The 18,885-nt window shown below is 41.7% G+C and carries 14 protein-coding genes; 6 read left to right on the top strand and 8 right to left on the bottom strand.

Annotation, left to right across the window (positions count from 1 at the left end; genetic code table 11):
• Nucleotides 1-11: 11 nt before the first annotated feature.
• The 3 genes from F0227_RS06535 to arcA all read right to left on the bottom strand — a co-directional run bounded on the left by F0227_RS06535 (nucleotide 12) and on the right by arcA (nucleotide 3,578).
• Nucleotides 12-1,121 (bottom strand): NAD/NADP octopine/nopaline dehydrogenase family protein, encoded by a 1,110-nt coding sequence (locus F0227_RS06535; protein WP_171752388.1) that lies wholly within the window; start codon nucleotides 1,119-1,121, stop codon nucleotides 12-14.
• 172 nt (nucleotides 1,122-1,293) lie between these two features.
• Nucleotides 1,294-2,238, bottom strand: coding sequence for a LysR substrate-binding domain-containing protein (locus tag F0227_RS06530; RefSeq protein ID WP_171752454.1), 945 nt, complete (start codon nucleotides 2,236-2,238; stop codon nucleotides 1,294-1,296).
• Nucleotides 2,239-2,357: 119 nt separating this feature from the next.
• Nucleotides 2,358-3,578 (bottom strand): arginine deiminase, encoded by a 1,221-nt coding sequence (gene arcA / locus F0227_RS06525; RefSeq protein WP_171752387.1) that lies wholly within the window; start codon nucleotides 3,576-3,578, stop codon nucleotides 2,358-2,360.
• Between the two features lie 611 nt (nucleotides 3,579-4,189).
• Here arcA and rraB point away from each other — a divergent pair.
• The 3 genes from rraB (at nucleotide 4,190) to F0227_RS06510 (ending at nucleotide 7,809) form a co-directional block, all read left to right on the top strand.
• Nucleotides 4,190-4,603, top strand: a complete 414-nt coding sequence (rraB, locus tag F0227_RS06520) for a ribonuclease E inhibitor RraB (RefSeq protein ID WP_171752386.1) — start codon at nucleotides 4,190-4,192, stop codon at nucleotides 4,601-4,603.
• 215 nt (nucleotides 4,604-4,818) lie between these two features.
• On the top strand, nucleotides 4,819-6,825 hold the full coding sequence (locus tag F0227_RS06515) for a methyl-accepting chemotaxis protein (RefSeq protein ID WP_171752385.1): 2,007 nt from the start codon (nucleotides 4,819-4,821) through the stop codon (nucleotides 6,823-6,825).
• A 198-nt stretch (nucleotides 6,826-7,023) separates the two neighbouring features.
• Nucleotides 7,024-7,809 (top strand): hypothetical protein, encoded by a 786-nt coding sequence (locus tag F0227_RS06510; protein ID WP_171752384.1) that lies wholly within the window; start codon nucleotides 7,024-7,026, stop codon nucleotides 7,807-7,809.
• Here F0227_RS06510 and F0227_RS06505 read toward each other — a convergent pair.
• From F0227_RS06505 to pepA, 4 genes are all read right to left on the bottom strand, one after another.
• Nucleotides 7,806-8,291, bottom strand: coding sequence for a GNAT family N-acetyltransferase (locus tag F0227_RS06505; protein WP_171752383.1), 486 nt, complete (start codon nucleotides 8,289-8,291; stop codon nucleotides 7,806-7,808). The two genes, F0227_RS06510 and F0227_RS06505, sit on opposite strands and share 4 nt — an antisense overlap.
• 144 nt (nucleotides 8,292-8,435) lie before the next feature.
• Complete coding sequence (locus tag F0227_RS06500) at nucleotides 8,436-11,297, bottom strand: valine--tRNA ligase (protein WP_171752382.1); 2,862 nt, start codon at nucleotides 11,295-11,297, stop codon at nucleotides 8,436-8,438.
• 190 nt (nucleotides 11,298-11,487) lie between these two features.
• Entirely contained in the window at nucleotides 11,488-11,940 is a 453-nt protein-coding gene (locus tag F0227_RS06495; protein ID WP_171752381.1) for a DNA polymerase III subunit chi, read from the bottom strand.
• 49 nt (nucleotides 11,941-11,989) lie between these two features.
• Nucleotides 11,990-13,498 carry a leucyl aminopeptidase gene (pepA, locus tag F0227_RS06490; protein ID WP_171752380.1) on the bottom strand — a complete coding sequence of 503 codons (1,509 nt, stop codon included), beginning with the start codon at nucleotides 13,496-13,498 and terminating at the stop codon, nucleotides 11,990-11,992.
• A gap of 178 nt (nucleotides 13,499-13,676) precedes the next feature.
• Here pepA and lptF point away from each other — a divergent pair, with 178 nt between their 5' ends.
• Nucleotides 13,677-14,786, top strand: coding sequence for an LPS export ABC transporter permease LptF (gene lptF, locus F0227_RS06485; protein WP_171752379.1), 1,110 nt, complete (start codon nucleotides 13,677-13,679; stop codon nucleotides 14,784-14,786).
• On the top strand, nucleotides 14,779-15,849 hold the full coding sequence (gene lptG / locus F0227_RS06480; protein ID WP_171752378.1) for an LPS export ABC transporter permease LptG: 1,071 nt from the start codon (nucleotides 14,779-14,781) through the stop codon (nucleotides 15,847-15,849). The genes lptF and lptG overlap by 8 nt, the downstream gene beginning before the upstream one ends.
• Nucleotides 15,850-16,013: 164 nt before the next feature.
• Here lptG and F0227_RS06475 read toward each other — a convergent pair whose 3' ends face one another.
• Entirely contained in the window at nucleotides 16,014-16,472 is a 459-nt protein-coding gene (locus tag F0227_RS06475; RefSeq protein WP_171752377.1) for an RDD family protein, read from the bottom strand.
• A gap of 346 nt (nucleotides 16,473-16,818) precedes the next feature.
• On the opposite strand from F0227_RS06475, the gene F0227_RS06470 reads away from it, so the two are divergent.
• Entirely contained in the window at nucleotides 16,819-18,771 is a 1,953-nt protein-coding gene (locus F0227_RS06470) for a methyl-accepting chemotaxis protein (protein ID WP_171752376.1), read from the top strand.
• Nucleotides 18,772-18,885 lie beyond the last annotated feature (114 nt).

Raw genomic sequence — 18,885 nt, 5'->3', positions numbered from 1 at the left:
ACCTTAGGTAACTAGGCGACGTATTCTTTTATTTCCTGAAGTGACATGTCTTTTAGCCCCATTTTTTCTAAAGTTCGGCCATGGATAAAATAGTCTGTATCGTTGTATGCGCTATTTATGTGTAAGCATGAAGAGACGATGGGAGTTTCAACGCCAGCTAATTTACCAAGCTCAAAACAGGGAACTAATAAATAAGCGGCGTCTTCAGTGATGTATCGACTCTGTGCAGAATCTGGAGCACTGTTGAGTTTTCCATGGGTTTCTGAAGTACGGTTTATTTCATATACGCTATTGCAGTTCATCGCATAAAGGGCATTCATGGCATTAAGCTCGCTTTGCAAGTTCAACCCTAATGCATTGCCTACCGCTAAGCGCTCTTTGTCCATAACCGCAGCAGCCTTAGCAGTGGAAACGGAACAACAGTCTTTGTAGTAGTTGAAATTGCCACTGAAGTTTTCCAGCAGTCCAATATTTAATGTCGTAAGTAAAGGATGTCCTCCAAAGTTGATATTCTCTAATCCAGCACAGAGGACATTTTCAAGAGAGGTTAACGGAAGTGGCATGAATGGAGACAGTTTATCTATAACTGCATCGATTCTATCGGAAGGAAAAGTCGCAATAGGTAAGAACTCTTTTATTCCTAGAATCGCGATCTTGGCAGGTTCAACGATACGCGTTGCCCAAGGTATAGATATAGCATCGACGAAAGTAATGTCTAAGTTGCCGTAACCTTGCTCATTTTTTATTTTGTTGAGAACCAGAGAACCATAATTTCCGGGCATTAACACTATGATTTGCCCATCTTTAAGATGGGGCAACATATCGATAAACAGAGGTTCTTGAGCAAATGAAGGGACAGGTAAAACGAGAATATCTGAATATTCAACGGCATCTTTAATGTCCCGTGTAGTCTTTTCTATGGCTCTATGACCAGAGAAACACAGTGGTACGTCATTATATGACGCTAATGCTTCGATTCCACCGTTCTGCTCTATATCAATAAGCGGTTGATCAAAACCTTTAGAGCCAAATAAACAGACCTTAGAACCTTGATATGAAAAATGATAAGCCGCCGTTAAGCCTGCATTACCAGAGCCAATAACTGAAATATGTGTCGTCATTACTTTTCCTTTTACGCCAGAGTGTTTTTTTAGCCTAAAAGGGGGGAGATTGAATGAACAATGATCTGTCAACAAAGCAGTATGTGGTTTGGTTATACTGAAATGCAGGTTATGTTTAACCTATTGAATGTTATCGTTATTTCTTGGTGATTTTTATTATTGTTAGTCCGTGTTACTTGTGAGGTGGCGCAATATCATCAGATAAATTTCTTATTGCCGATATCTTTAACTCTATTCCTAAGTCATTTGCTAATAATACAAATTGTTCTATAAATTGTTCTGAATATCTGTGAATAGGACGTAGTGCGGGGTAGAGAATATCGAACTGAAAAGTGAGATTAAATGCTAATGGTCGCATGACGACACTACTATGTTCACTCGCCATAATCGCGGTAAAAGGATCGGTAATAGTTAAGCCCACTCCCTCTCTTACTAAAGCGGCAGCTGTATTCGCTAAGGATACTTCAACCTGCTCAACGGTATTTAGATTATATCTCCGAAATAAATTATCTAGGTGTCGTTGATTATTGTCTTTTTCATGCCTGATCAGTCGTTGTTCCGCTATATCTACAACATCAATGATCTTTTTTTGAGAAAGAGTAAAGGACGCAGGGATTAAACAGACGCATTGGCATTCAATACGTTGAGCTAACACTCCTGCTATTGGCTCATTGACCAAGGCAAAGCCTATATCGGTAGTTTGGCTCTGTATTTGACGTATAACTTCTTCCGAGCGATAGGTTTTAAAGCTCACTTTTAGCTGTGGTGCATGCTGTATTAGTGTTGCTAAAATTCTAGGCAAGAAGGCATTGGATAGTAGTGGCATTGCGGCAATGTTTAGAGATCCAAAGTGTCCCTGTTTTATTGCATTGGCAGAACATGTTAAACCTGACACTACATCGAACACTTTCGCTACTTCTAAATAAAAAGCTTGCCCCTCATCACTTAGAGTTAAACTGTTTTTTGTCCGGTTAAATAACTGAAAGCCAATTTGTTCTTCCAGTCCGGACAATAGTCGGCTGACTGCGGGTTGGCTGATACTTAGTTGATCAGATGCCGCTGTAACGGTTTTGCATTCTACTATTGCTCTGAATGCATTCAATTGAGAGAGTTTAATGTTGCTTGCCAAAGATTACATAACCTCTGTGTATGAGAAAGGTGCAAGCTAACAGAAATACTCTCTTTTTTTTTCGAGCGGAAATACATTACTGAAAAATAAATGCCTGATAGGGCAACCTAAATCCCATCTCGTTCAATTGGGCAACTCATGCATCTTGCGCCACCTCGTCCTCGTCCTAGTTCATTACCTGGAATGGTCAGTACTTTAATGCCCGCTTTATCATACTTCTCATTGGTATAAATATTGCGCTCGTAGCCAATAACCACACCCGGTTTAACCGTTAGCACATTGTTGGCATCATTCCACTGTTCCCGTTCCGCTTCATAGCTGTTGCCACCAGTGGTTATTAACTTCAATTGGTCGATATTGAGAGCACTTTCAATCGCCGCCATATAGCTTGGCTTCTGTTCTACTTTCATCTCTTGGTTATTTTTGGGACTTAGGCGCCATGTTTCTAAGTTTTGATTAATGATCTCTGGGTATACAGAGAAAGTATCGATGTCCATATGGGTCATGACGGTATCAAGATGCATACAAGAACGGTGCTTGGGCAAATTCAGTGCAATCACTTCCTTCGCTTGACCAGATTTGAACAGCGAGGCGGCAAAGTTTTCTACCCCTTGTGGTGTGGTTCGTTCTGACATACCGATAAGTACTGCGCCTTTACCTATCACCAGTACGTCGCCACCTTCGATTGTGGAGTTGTCATAATGACAGTCGTCGTTACCAAAGTAGTTAATAAAAGGTTGCTCTGCGAAAATCGGGTGCCAACGATAGATGGCACGCAAATGGTTTGTTTCTCGCTGTCGAGCGGCTTTCATCATAGGATTGAGAGATACGCCACCATAAACCCAGCAAGAGGTGTCTCTAGTAAATAGATGATTCGGTAGTGGTTCAATAACAAAGTCGAGAGGACGGTGCATTTTTGGCAGCATAGAGTTGGACTGAATCGGCAGCTCAGAATAGGCTAAACCTCCGAGTAGGATTGTGGCCAATGATTCATTGGTCATTTCTGCCAGATAATGTCTTAAATCGCTGGCAAAAGTAGGCCCAAATCGATAATCAGATATTTGATTGGTTAACAGCCACTCTTTTGCTTGTTCAACTTCAAGCGTTTCAACCAGTAGGTTATGTAGCAGCAGAACATCGACACCTTGTGATACCAATGTTTTGGCAAAGATATCGTGCTCTTCTCCTGCCGCTTCTACCGCTAACACATCATCAAACAGAAGTTCTTGGCAATTTGAAGGAGTAAGGTGAGTTAATGCTCTTTCTGGCCTATTTAACAGTACACGTTTTAACTGACCGACTTCCGACCCAACATATAAACGATTCATTATTTATCCTAACCTCTATTTAATGTGCCTCTCTTTATATATGGCAAGCTTGCTGCAAATATGCAAACTGGTGGAATAGTGATAATAACTAAGAAGGTAAGAAGTTTTAGTCTACTACTCTAACTTTGTGCTTTTTTAGTGATTGTAGTGGAGTTTTATAATGAAAAATACAAAGGTGGGATTTGAGTTATTATGCAAATTCACAACAATAATGAAGATCTAGAAAAGATTTTAAGTTGTTGTTTATAAATGAATTAATCCTATTTTTGATGAGGTTCGGTCATGTGTGATTGGTTAATTGTGGTAACCATCCACTTTTAGTGAATGACAAAACGGCGAAGGCAACATGATTTTGTTCTGAATTGCGGAGTGCCTTAATGAAAGGCTATTTTTCGAAGTTCTGACGTGGAGCCGTCGTCTGCTCTTTATAGACATGCTCGTACTATAATAGAAGGATGATCAATGATGATCATTTTGAAAAATCCTCAACAAGTAGATCAATAAAAGCCGCTTTTTTGCTATGCTATCTGCGATTGCTGGTGGCATTTCAAATAAAAGCATGCCATATTCACGGCGATCTTTTTTCCTCAATTGTTATCCGGAGTACACACATGTCTCATGAAGATGAATATCTATCTGTAGAAGAGTTATTGGCGATCCAAAAAGAAGAGACAAGGGCGATTATTGCTGCTCTGTTAGAAGATGGAAGTGATCCTGACTCTCTTTACGATATTGAGCATCATTTTTTTGCTGAGGATTTTGATAAGCTAGAAAAAGCCGTGGTTGAAGCGTTTAAACTGGGTTTTGAAGTTTTAGAAGCAGAAGAGACAGAGGATGAAGACGGCAACCGTTTGTTGTGCTGCGATGCCACTATGGAATCTGCGTTAGATGCTAAACTTATCGATGAGCAAGTTGAAAAACTGGTTAATCTAGCTGAAAAATACGACATTATTTATGATGGTTGGGGCACTTTCTATGAAGGTGAAGATGCCGTTTATGAAGAAGAAGGTGAAGAAGAAGAGTAAAGCGTATCCCTCTTCTATAATATCTTGAAAAAGTGATAATTGATTAACAAACTTACTCAGTAGTTTCGGTTATGGTAGCTATGACATATACCGTATGATAATTCTAATAAAATGTTATTTTTACAATATTTTAACTAAACTATCAGTATGCTAGGCCGATACAATCTTTTAGATGTAACTAAAAGTTAAATTTACTTAATGTATAGAGGTTTGTGATGCAATTATCGCTTATTCAGCGCATTGTACTGGGGTTTGCCGTCGTTACTTTGTTTGTGATAGCAATCAGTACATCGTCATATTTATCTCAAGTTAAAATGTCAGCTCAACTTGAGCTTACCGCTTCCACGCTTACAGGTCTTCTCGACCGTTCTAATACCCTTAGCCAACATTTGCAAAACGTCAATCGTTCAATGTTAGTACATGCTAATAGCGAGCAGGAATCTCGTCGTACAGAGCTTAGATCGGCATTTACTCAAGCTAAACAATCTTATCTAGATACGGTGTCTGTTTTTCAAAAAGATCTAGCGGCTTATCCAAATCTATTAGATCAACTGAATAAACTGGAAAAGGATGCTGGTAACCTGCTGGTTAAGGCGACAGAGCATTTGGCTGTGCACGATAAGAGGGTGGCAGCTAGAGCACTGTCTGCAGCAGAACTCAACGCTTTTGATGGCGAGTGGATTTTTTTCCAGCAAGATTTAAATGATCTTATCGCCGATGCAAAAAGTGACTCGATGCAGCAGGCTGCATGGGATTTAGAGTTTATTCTCACTCAAGGTCAAGGTGCGGAAGGGTATCTGCAAAAAGTTTTGGCGGTGGTTAAAGAGGATGAAGTTACCGCGCTTAAGAAAGAGTTAGCTTCTTATCTTGATCGGTTTTCTGAAAAAGCGGAGCGAGTAATAAAAGAAGTTCCTTACAGTGAAGAGAATATTAGTTTCTATCATGGCTTGTTAACCCAAGCTATTGCCAATGACAATGGCTTGCTACAACAGCACTTACAGTTTATTGCTTTAAATGAACAAAGCACCCGAATGCTTGGTGAAATAGCGCGAGATATGGATACGATTATCGCCGAGTCAAACGGCATTATTGCTGATATTCGAAACTTGTCCCAGCAAGCATTAGAGAACGCAGAAGCAGAATCAAGCCGTTCTTTGTCTATTAATTTTATCCTTGCACTTGTCTCCATTATTGTTGCGATTGTCGTGACGATTACGGTGGTACGTTCAATTAAACAGCCTTTAAACGTTATTATGCAGGCAATAGACAAGCTTGCTAATGGCGACCTAACTCATAGAATTAATGTGAGTTTTCATTCTGAATTAGGAATGATTGCAGATAATATTAATGACTTTAGCGGAAAATTGAGTGAGCTAATTAAACAGATTCACCAATCTTCAGATACGGTCAGTAATGTTGCCAATGATAGCTTCAATATGAGTCAAAAAACCAGTGAAGAGGTCAACCATCAACGTCGTCAAACAGATTCAATCGCAACGGCAGTGACGGAAATGGAGCATGCGGTCAATGAAGTGGCGGCTCATGCCTCTGATACCAGTAATGAAGTTGATATGGTGACAGGTCTCGCACATTCCAATATGGAAAATATGCAGAAGAACCTCCGCTTTGTAAGACGATTGCAAGAGTCTCTAGATGAAGCGACCCAAGTGATCACTCAGCTCTCTTCTGAGTCGAACCAAATTGGTGAAATTCTGACGGTTATTCAGTCTATATCTGAGCAAACTAACTTGTTAGCACTGAATGCGGCTATTGAGGCGGCTAGAGCCGGTGAGCATGGACGAGGCTTTGCGGTTGTGGCCGATGAAGTTCGTTCTTTGGCAACCCGTACTCAACAATCTGCTAATGAGATTGGCGATATGATTGGTAGCTTGCAAAATAAAGCAGAGCAAGCGGTGGAGATCGTAAGTAACAACTTAGAGCATGCAGAGCAGTCTGTAAAACAGACCAATGAGACCAATGAGTCGTTGCAAACCATGTCAGCCAGCTTAGCGCACATTAATGATATGAGCCGCTCTATCGCCACAGCATCAGAGCAACAGAGTGCCGTTGCTAAAGAGGTTGCACAAAATATTGTCGGTATTTCAGATATGACATTAAATATTGCTAATGATGCAGAAGATGCGGCACGCAATAGTGAATCACTCAATCGTTTATCCACAGAGCAAGCGGAGCTTATCTCGCAGTTTAAAACAGACAAGTAGTTTTGTACTGCCTTTGGTTAATCTGATGTAAGGTCAGAAATCGTCAGCGGTATAGCAAGTTTGATGAAAACCAGTGGTCATAGGCCGCTGGTTTTTTTTTGCTTGATTGATTGAGTCAGGCTAGCTGTTCGTTTGCGGGTTGTGTTTTACTATGAAAGTTATCTATAATGGCAAAAATTGATCTACCTCAATAAATTTATGCAATTATCTCTCGCTGGTCAGTGGCAATTATCACCTCTTACTGATTTATCTATTCCTCAAGATGACATCTATTTTCCAGCCCCCTTAAGTGATGTTTTACCTTCACAGCTTTCAGAGCAACAAATTGTTGATCAAGAATGGCATTTGATGCACGACATCGAAGTCGATGAAGCGATGCTTGCTTACCCTGTTGTGAACCTTATGGTGGGAGGGATCGACTACTTTGCTGAGGTAAGGTTAAATGGCGAAGCGATATTCGACTGTGATGGCAGCGAAGTCAGTTACAAGAAAGATGTAAAGCAGTACCTTCAATTGGGTCGAAACCGCTTTGAAATCTTGTTTTTGGAACAAGAGGAGGATTGGTTATTAGACGATGATATCTGTATGTTAGGGGACAGTTTACCTAAGCAAAGAGATAAAAGGTTAGGGGTTTGGCAAGCACCATGGCTGCATTTTGTGCGTAACGTTAGCCTAGATTATATTTCCACCGAACAGATTTGGCATCACGGTGGGGGATGTGAGTTTAAAGTGGATCTCTTTTATCAGGTTTTTTCTCCCGGATTGGTTTCAGCTACCGTTAAGTTTAACGGGATGAGTTATCAGATACCATTAGATACCCGTACCAATATGGCGAGTGCACTTTTCCAAGTGGATGCTCCGCGTTTTACCGACAATCAAAAGCGACAATATTTTTATCTATTAGAGGTGGAACTGGGAGAGCAAAAGCAGATGCATCAGGTGAGCTTAATGCCAGACAAATCTGCCCAGCACTTCCCCGTTTAAAGAGGTTTTAACATTCGGATTTCACAGTCGCAATGACCTGTGCTGCCCATTGCATGTTCTATTTGTTGAAAGCCCAGAGCCTTATAGAGAGAAATTGCTTCTTTTAGGTCGGCGGTCGTCTCTAAATAACAGTGTTTATATCCCTGTTGCTTCGCATATTGAAAACACATTTGAGCCAATTTTTTTGCCAGCCCTTTTCCTCGTAGTACTGGCAAAAGGTACATTTTTTGTAGTTCACAAGTTGCCTCTTCCCCTTGTAGAGGGGCAATACCTGCACCACCAAGCACCTTGCCATTTTGCTCTATGACCCAATAGTGAGCCTTTGCTGTTTGATAAACTTGATAAAGGTTATCAAGAGTGGGGTCGCCAACACTAAAGCCTTTGTCTTCTGTTAGTCCATACTCATAAGAGACTTGTCTGATTACCTGAGCAATGTCTGGGTTATCAGAAGGGGTAATTGATCTTATCTTAAAAAATGCCATTCAAGCCGCTCATAGATTACAGATAGTAATAAGTAAACTATGAAACTACACCGCTTTGGTCAAGTAGTGAGAAGACAAAAAATAAAAAAGCCGACCCTATTCGCTAGGATCGGCTCAATATTATTGAACTAGATGATTATGGTTTTACAGCGCAGCGATGGTTCCTTGCTGCTCAGCCAGTTTAACCAGTGTTTCTTTGTAGCCATCCAGTTTTTCACGTTCTTTAGCAACCACGGCTTCAGGCGCTTTTGCTACAAACCCTTGGTTTGAAAGTTTGCCTTCAATGCGCTTGATTTCACCTTCGATCTTCTTCACTTCGCCAGTTAAACGAGCGAGTTCAGCATCTTTGTCTATCAAGCCTGCCATTGGAATCAATAGTTCAGACTTGCCAACCAATGCTGTTGCGCAGGCTGGTGTCTCTTCACCTTGTGCTAACACTTTTACGGTTTCAAGCTTCGCCAGAGACTGAATTACGGTAAGGTTCGCTTGCAGGCGTGCATTATCAGTAGAGTCAGCGGCTTTAAGCATAACATCGAGCGGTTTGCTTGGCGCGATGTCGTATTCTGCACGAAGGTTACGGATACTTGAGATAAAGGCTTTTACCCACTCGATATCAGCAATAGTACTTTCATCAAATTTGGCTTCTTCAAACTGAGGAAGAGCTTGATTCATGATGGTGTCACCTTCAACGCCATCAACCAACGGCTTAACACTTTGCCAGATGGACTCAGTGATGTATGGAAGGATTGGGTGAGCAAGACGCAAGGTCTTCTCAAGTACAGTAATTAGCGTGTGGCGTGTGGCGCGTTGTTGTGCTTCGCTGCCTTTCCATAGTACAGGTTTTGTTAACTCTAAATACCAGTCACAGAATTGGTTCCAGATAAATTCATAAATGGTATTCGCCGCCATATCTAAACGGTAGTTGTCGATATGAGCGTTAAACTCTTTAGCGGTCAGCTCAAACTGAGACTCGATCCATTTATCCGCAAGAGAAAACTCTAACTCTGCACCCTTGGTCATGCCACAGTCATGCTCTTCAGTGTTCATTAGAACATATCGGCTAGCATTCCATAGCTTGTTACAGAAGTTACGATAACCTTCAAGGCGTTTCATATCCCAGTTGATGTCACGGCCTGTTGAAGCCATTGCCGCAAGGGTAAATCGCAGCGCATCGGTTCCGTAAGGTTCGATACCGTTTTCAAATGTTTTACGAGTGTTTTTCTCAATTTTTGCAGCCAGTTTTGGTTGCATCATATTGCCACAGCGTTTTTCTACCAAAGATTCAAGATCGATACCATCAATCATATCGATTGGGTCCAGAACGTTTCCTTTGGATTTAGACATCTTGTCGCCATTTTCGTCACGGATAAGGCCAGTAACGTAAACGGTTTTAAATGGTACTTGTGGTTTGCCATTCTCATCTTTACAGAAGTGCATCGTCATCATGATCATACGAGCAACCCAGAAGAAGATGATGTCAAAGCCTGTAACCAAAACATCAGATGGGTGGAATGTTTTTAAATCGTCGGTGTTTTCTGGCCAGCCTTGTGTACCGAATGTCCAAAGAGCCGATGAGAACCAAGTATCAAGAACATCATCGTCTTGATTTAGTACCACGACAGGTGCAAGACCATGCTTCTCACGAACTTCTTCTTCTGTTCTGCCTACGTATACATTGCCATCATTGTCGTACCATGCTGGGATACGGTGACCCCACCAAAGTTGACGAGAGATACACCAATCTTGAATATCACGCATCCAAGAGAAATACATGTTCTCGTACTGTTTAGGAACGAACTGAATCTCACCATCTTCAACTGCTTTGGTTGCAGTCTCAGCAAGAGGAGCAGCACGAACGTACCATTGATCCGTTAGCATTGGTTCAATAACGACACCACCACGGTCACCATAAGGTACCGTAAGATCGTGATCTTTAATTTCTTCTAATAAGCCCAGTTCATCAAACTCAGCCACAATGGTTTTGCGAGCGGCAAAGCGCTCCAGACCTTGGTATTTTTCTGGAAGTTCTGCTGAGTAAGCTTCACTTGCTTCACCGTTGGTAGTGAATACTTCCGCGCTATGACGAATATCTGCATTGAAAGTTAAGATATTGATCATAGGCAATTGATGACGCTTACCTACTTCGTAGTCATTGAAATCGTGGGCAGGAGTGATTTTTACACAACCGGTGCCTTTTTCCATGTCTGCGTGTTCGTCGCCAACAATTGGAATACGACGATTAACCACAGGAAGCAGAATCTCTTTACCAATAAGGTCTTTATAGCGAGGATCTTCTGGGTTAACCGCAACACCTGTGTCACCCAACATGGTTTCTGGACGAGTAGTTGCGACGACAATGTAGTCTTTGCCTTCTGTTGTTTTTACACCATCTGCTAATGGATAGCGGAAGTGCCACATATGGCCTTTCTTGTCTTTATTTTCAACTTCTAGATCAGAAATAGCAGTATGTAATTTAGGATCCCAGTTAACGAGACGCTTACCGCGATAAATCAAGTCATCTTCATACAGACGAACAAACACTTCTTGAACCGCATTTGATAAACCATCATCCATGGTAAAACGTTCACGATCCCAATCGACAGATGCGCCAAGACGACGAAGCTGTTTTGTGATGGTGCCGCCCGATTCGCCTTTCCATTCCCAAATCTTGTCAATAAAAGCATCACGACCATAATCGTGCTTGGTTTTGCCTTCTTCAGCCGCAATCTTACGCTCAACAACCATTTGTGTTGCGATACCTGCGTGGTCTGTACCTACTTGCCAAAGAGTGTTTTTGCCTTTCATGCGCTCTGCACGAATTAGCGTATCCATGATGGTGTCTTGGAACGCATGGCCCATATGCAGGCTGCCAGTGACATTTGGCGGTGGGATCATGATGCTATATGCGTCTTTTGATGTATCACCGTGTGGTTTGAAATAGCCTTTCTCTTCCCAAGTTTGGTATAGAGACTGTTCAATCGATGTTGGGTTATATGTCTTTTCCATAGCGCTCTTCTATCCTTTTTTTTCTATTGAACTTATCGCTTAGCCGATTGATAAACCTATATATTTATATAGCGTTACCTGTCGTCTTACTCTAAGCCCAACGGTTTAAGGATGGGTTCTGAATGTAGTTAATTTATGTCAATCGTTATAAGTGAACTCTCTATTGGGAGAGCTTAACTATAAGGATTGACTACTTTTGATGGTTTATGTCGATCGTCTGCAATTGATAGCCAGCTTGACGGTAGATTTTATATCTTTCTCGAGCAAGTTGCTTTGCATTTTCATCACAAGGAACGAAGTCTACCACTTGATTAAAGGATCCCGCAAAGTTTGTCTTATCATTCGCCACATTTATTACTAGTTGCCTATTCCAGCTAGGCTTCAATTTGCTGTAGCCAATTTCTATTCCTGTGCCGTTTTTGGGCCCTTCACCAATTAAATGATGCGGTAAAAAACGCTCTGTTGGCCGTTGCCAAATCAAGTTATCCCAATGTTCTGCTTGCTGTTTATCTTCGGTATTGAGGTACAACTTGGCACCTTGCAAAGAGAAATGCTCAATGAGAAACAGAACATACTCTTCAAAGCCCGCCTTGGTGCATTGAACAGAGTCAGCTTGAATGATGTAGAAAGTTGCAGTATTCATAATTTAGATAAAAGAAAAGGGCCTTGTGGCCCTTTTCTAAATTGAATGTTTACTCTTCAATTTCTTGGCCACTGCGATTTAGCAGGAACTGGACAAGCATTGAGACGGGACGTCCGGTAGAACCTTTCGCTTTGCCTGATTTCCATGCTGTTCCAGCAATATCAATATGTGCCCAATTGTATTTTTTAGCAAACTTAGACAGGAAGCAACCAGCAGTAATGGTACCTCCCGGGCGTCCACCAATATTTGCCATATCCGCAAATGGACTGGCTAACTGTTCTTGGTACTCATCTGCCATAGGCATGCGCCATGCTCGATCACCCGCTTGCTCAGAAGCATTAACCAGTTCATGCGCGAGTGGATTGTGGTTCGATACTAATCCACTGATATGGTGACCTAGTGCGATAACACAAGCGCCGGTTAGGGTTGCCACATCAATCACACATTCAGGCTCAAAACGCTCTGCATAGGTGAGGGCATCACACAGAACTAAGCGACCTTCAGCATCGGTATTAAGAACTTCTACCGTTTGACCTGACATAGTAGTGAGAATGTCTCCCGGACGGTATGCATTGCTGCCCGGCATGTTTTCACAACCCGCTAAGATCATGATGACATTAATCGGCAGGTCCAATTTGGCTAACGCTTTCATCGCACCAAAAACAGATGCTGCTCCGCACATGTCGTATTTCATCTCATCCATGGCTTCGCCTGGTTTTAATGAGATACCGCCGGAGTCAAATGTGAGGCCCTTACCAATGATGACGATCGGTTTGGCTTCTGGATCAGGGCTCCCTTTGTACTCCATTACCGACATCATGGACTCATTGTGAGAACCACGCCCAACGGCAAGGTAAGAGGTCATTCCTAGCTTTTCCATCTCTTCTTCACCGATAATTTTACTGGTGATGGACTCATAGTCATCAGCAAGACGACGGGCCTGAGAGGCTAAGTAGGCAGGGTTGGCAACGTTTGGTGGCATGTTGCCTAAATCTTTGGATGCTTTAACACCGGATGAAACCGCTAGCCCGTGAGCAATGGCCTTTTCACCTAAATTTAGCTCGCGGCGTGTAGGGACATTGAATACCAACTTACGCAGAGGGCGGCGAGTTTCTGGCTTATTACTCTTAAATTGATCAAAAGTGTAGAGACCATCGTTGGTTGACTCAACGGCTTGACGTACTTTCCAATAGGTATCGCGTCCTTTAACGTGCAATTCTGTTAAGAAGCATACTGCCTCCATCGAGCCTGTTTCGTTTAGGGTGCTGATGGTTTTTTGGATAATCTCTTTGTATTGACGTTCACCGAGTTCACGTTCTTTACCACAACCGACAAGAAGAACTCTTTCTGAAAGTACCCCTGGAACTTGATGCAATAGCAACATTTGACCGGGTTTACCTTCTAGATCACCTCGACGCAGTAGTGAACTAATATAGCCGTCACTGATCTTATCTAGTTGTTCAGCCACTGGAGAAAGTCGACGAGGTTCGAATACGCCTACGACGATACAAGCGCTGCGTTGTTTCTCTGGGCTGCCACTTTTTACACTGAACTCCATGCAAACTCCTACATGTTAAAGACAAATCAAACTAAATGTTGGATAATCGGAACTTAGCCTTTTAAAATCGATCCAAGTTAGACATCAACAATCAGTTAAAAATTTATAAAATAAAAGGTTTAACGAGAAATTATAGTGATTAGAGCAAAAAAACAAGTTTTGTATAGGTACTTTTAGCGTGATTATTGTTAGATATTTGATCCGCGAGACAATCAAAAGCCAATTGGCCATCTTTTTTATACTGTTTCTGATTTTTTTAAGTCAAAAATTCATCAGTATTTTGGCACAGGCGTCAGACGGTGATATTCCCGCCAATTTGATACTGACGTTTGTTGGTTTAAATATGCCCGCCATGGGAGCTATGATGCTGCCCTTAAGTATATATGTGGGAATATTAATCACTTTTGGGCGTCTTTACGCTGAAAGCGAGATAACTGTAATGAATGCCACAGGAATCGGGAATAAGTTCTTGATACAAGCTGCATTTTATCTTGCTTTGATTACCGCAGGTGCGTCCGCTTTTAACTCTTTATGGTTAACACCTTGGGCTTTAGATAAGCGGGCTGAAACCATGGAACAGCTGCAAGCGGATACCAGTGTTGAGCTGTTACAGAAGGGGCAATTTCAGCGAACACCGGATGGATCGGCAGTTGTGTTTATTGATGATGTGAAAAATAAACAGTTAACCGATGTTTTCGTTGCACAAATATTACCTAGAGACTCCATTTTACCTAGTGTGATGATGGCAAAGTCTGGTGTGGTAAAAGAGTTGGCCGATGGTCGACAGATCCTATCTCTTATTGAAGGTACCCGTTACGAAGGGGTTCCAACTCGCCTCGATTATATGGTGACAAAATATGATCAATACGATGCTTTGATTGGTCAGCGAGAAGTAAAAAAAGGTGGGCGAGACTGGGAAGATATGCCAACCATTGAACTATTGGCTTCTTCTGAAAGGCAAGCACACGCAGAACTTCAATGGCGGATTTCATTAATTGTATGTATTCCACTACTAACATTAATCGTTGTGCCCTTGTCGTCAGTAAACCCAAGACAGGGTCGATTCGCCAAAATGGGGCCTGCTCTTTTGATTTATATGACCTATTTCTTGGCGCTCAGTGCTTGTAAGTCTGCTATTGAAGAGGGAAATATCCCCGTGGTTATTGGTATGTGGCCGGTCAATATCGCCTTATTTATCGCTGGGCTAACTCTGAACTATATGGACAGTGTTGCGGTGAGACGAATTAAAGATAAATTTAGACAAAAAAGGTTAGTTAAACGTGTTTAAGATATTCGATCTTTATATTGGTAAAACCATTATTGCGACGACATCGCTCACATTGGCTACTTTGGTTGGTTTGTCTGGCATCATTAAATATGTAGAGCAGTTAAGAAAAGTAGGCAAAGGTACCTATGACATGATGCATGCATTGTATTATGTTCTGCTGGAGGTGCCGTGGGACATCAGTATGTTCTTCCCAATGGCAACACTACTAGGCTCTCTTATCGCTCTTGGCATGTTAGCTTCTAGCTCTGAATTGACAGTTATGCAGGCGGCCGGTTTTTCTAAACTGGATATTGGTGTTTCTGTCTTAAAAACAGCGCTTCCCCTTATGCTTATAATTATCGCCATTGGCGAGTGGGGCGCTCCTCAGTCTGCTAAGTTGGCAAGGGAAGTTCGTGCTTTTGCTCTGTCTGGTGGCAATATTGTCTCGGTGAGAAGTGGGGTATGGGCTCGTGATGCTAATGATTACGTATTTATTGCCAGAGTTGACGATGAAGAATTAAATGGCATTAATATTTGGAGCTTTGACAGAAGTAACACGCTTAATACCATCATTTATGCAGCATCAGCGCAATATATGGGTGATCAGGTATGGAACTTACAAGATGTGCAAAAGACTTACATGGATGGTTCTATTCAGCTATATAAAGAAGTCTCACCTAACTATCAGTGGAAGACCAACTTAGAGCCAGACAAGTTGTCAATTGTGACGGTGAAACCTGAGGAATTGACACTTACCGGTATTTACGATTATGTAAATTATCTGAAGGCGTCGGAGCAAGATGCTTCTCGCTATGAATTAGCATTTTGGCGCAAGTTGACGCAGCCATTGGCGATTGCAGTGATGATGCTATTGTCGTTGTCGTTTGTTTTTGGTCCTCTGCGAAGTGTGACGATGGGCGCAAGGATAATATCGGGTATCGTGGTTGGGTTTTCTTTCTATATTTCCAGTGAGTTTTTTGGACCTCTTAGCTTAGTGTACGAGATCCCGGCCATTGTTGGGGCTGTGGCGCCGAGTATTCTCTTTTTAGGGGTGGCAATTTTATTGCTGCGGCGAAACGTATAATAAAGATTCACTGTTTGACTGAAAAAGGAGGCCAAATGCCTCCTTTTCTATTTTATATGACCTATTCTAATCGCAGTAATTAGGTCGTCAAATTGCGTTTAAGCGTGTTATTCATTGGCGAATAACTTTGCCAATACATTTCTCTTTTAACTTAACCTTGGCCATTAAACTCTGCTCAGTACCACTACTTCCGTTTTTGCCCAAAGGTCGTGAAAACCTCTTTTTTTAGGGTGAAAAGGTACCAGTAAATTGGCTAAGCCAAAGCAGGATGTTCCTACTCTTATCAAAGCTTGTCGCTTACTAATTAAGCGGCCATCAAGGCTTTGTACGCGTAATTTCCATGCTCGCATCCCCAACGTTTGCCCAGCTTTGGTCCAAAAGAAAACAAAGAATCCAATCCAGACAATGCCGAGATAAGCGGTATATACGTAGCTCCAAATAGGGTGATGAGCTAATAAGTCACTCACATCTTGATAAGGGCCATAGGTCATCAATCCGCCAGCGACAAAAGCTTCTAAAATGGCGACAACCAGTCCGCCAGCTAGCATTTCAATCGCTAAGATGATTAATCCGTCATACATTAATGCGGCTAAACGCCTAAATAAACTGGCTGGAGGGTTCATGTTTTGAGTAACCTTGATGTTTTGAGAAAGAAAAATAAATGAACTTGAGAAGTTTGCACAGGATATAGCGATGATAAATTGATTTCCATCTATTAAAGGTATTGTTATCAGTAATATGTGATGTAACAAGTTGATAACGCATTGTTGTTTTCTATTATTAAATTGTACTTTAGTGATTTTAGATTACGTGCTCAGCCTGATTTTATTGGCTTTTGAGCAAGGCATTGGTTTGAGCATGCAGTTTTTTTCCGTTGTTTTTTAAGATAAGCATCATCAATGCGGGACTGAATACGACATCTTAAGGTCATTGGAGTGGATACCTAAATTGTATAGATAAGGGGACTGAATGCGTAACAACCAACCAATTACATCAAAAGAGCAGAAATTTATCTCTTCAGAGGATCTTGTTTCTGTTACGGACCTTGATGGGAAAATTCGCTATGTAAATGATGCGTTTTTATCCATTAGTGGTTTTAGTTTAGATGAGCTCATTGGCCAAGATCATAATATTGTACGTCATCCAGATATGCCTAAAGCCGCTTTTGAAAGCTTATGGGAAACGGTTCGTGAAGGCTCTGCATGGCGAGGGATCGTAAAAAATAGATGCAAAAATGGTGACCATTATTGGGTAGAAGCTTTTGTAACACCAGTATTTAAAGACGGTTCAATTACGGGTTATCAATCGGTACGTTCCGAGCCATCTAGGGAACAAATAGCGAAAGCAGAAACCCTATACTCGAAAATGAACAGTGATGGCAGTTTGAAGCTGCCTAGACCCAGTATTCTTCGTCAACTCTCATTTAAAACTCAATTCAACTCAATCTTCAGTTTCAATATTGTCGCCCTTTCTATTGCTCTTTATTTTAGTTTAAAAGATGCGCACCCAGTACTGACAGTGTTGTTATCTATCTCTATTTTAGCGACCGCATTTGCATGGTGGCGCTCTATAAAAGGACTTCTCTATCCGCTAAATGACATTCGTGCTCGATTAAGAGAGATGACCAGCGGTGATTACAATCAAAAAATTGAAATAGGGACAATGAATGAAGTGGGTAGAACGATAGCGGCAGTAAAACTACTGCAAGCAAGAAGTAAAACTATCCTCGGACAAGTTGTTTCATCTACTCAGGACTTGATTGTATCGGCAGATCAATTGTCTGCAGCAAGTTTTAGTATGTTGAGAAATATGGAGCATCAGGCGGGTCATACGGCTCAAGTGGCCACTGCCATGAATGAAATGAGTGCAACGGTTGAAGAGGTATCAAAGAATGCCGTTAATTCGTCAGATACTACAAACGAAGCGAATGCAACGGTGTCTGAAGGGGATGATGTGGTTAGAAATACGCTGCATTCAATGGAAGCTTTTTCGGCGGAGCTGTCTGCGACAACTGAAAAAATCAACACCTTATCTGCTGATAGTGAACAGATCAGTAAAATCACCGATGTAATAAGTGGTATCGCAGATCAAACCAATTTGTTGGCGTTAAATGCGGCTATTGAAGCGGCTAGGGCCGGGGAACAGGGGCGCGGCTTTGCAGTTGTTGCCGACGAGGTACGTGGACTCGCGGTTCGAACACAGGAGGCGACTCAAGAGATACGCTCGATGCTCGACAGTTTATCCGAAGGCATCGTGGATTCGGCGAAAACCATTGAAGTAAATAATCAAGAGGCACAAGATGCCCTATCTAAAGTGGCTTCTTCTCGTGAAATTTTTGCCAAAGTTGCTGATGGTATGAATTTAATTAACGACATGAGTACTCAAATTGCAACAGCAGCGGAAGAGCAGAGCTTGGTGGCAGTGGAGATGAGCCAAAGCATTGAAACTATCAGTGAACAAGCCTCCATGACTCAAGGCGAGGCGAATCAATTACAAGAAAAAGCCAACCGTATTAACTCTAACGCTATCCATTTGCAAAGTTTGCTTAGTGACTTTGATCTGGGTAAAAGCAAGACCATTGACTTTAGCAATGCAAAACAAGCTCATTTAGCTTGGAAAACTCGAGTGCGATCTTACTTAAATGGTGACACCAGCGCGATAACTCACGATCAAGCCTGTTCTCATCATGAATGCATATTGGGTAAATGGTATTACAGCGAAGGAAAGCAAAACTACGCGCATTTGACGGCATTTAAAAACATTGAGCCTCCTCACGCTAGGTTGCATGAAGTGATCAAGTTGATTTTAATTGAGTCAGAGAAAGGCAATATTGAGCAAGCAGAAAACTTATATAAAGAAGTCGAGCCATTATCGAAAGAGGTCGTAAGTAACTTGGAGAAACTTGAGAGAGAAGCGAGTTAAACAGAGGTCGCGATAGCGGCTTAAGCCAATAGATAAACCTCTAGAAGTGATATCACCTCTAGAGGTTTTTTGTTAGCCAAACGGCTTATTTTAGCCCGTGACGACGATTATGAT

The sequence above is a fragment of the Vibrio sp. 99-8-1 genome (genome assembly GCF_013114595.1).
Lineage (GTDB): Bacteria > Pseudomonadota > Gammaproteobacteria > Enterobacterales > Vibrionaceae > Vibrio.
Note: the sequence above shows the minus strand (reverse complement) of the source record. Positions and strands in the feature narration are given on the sequence as shown.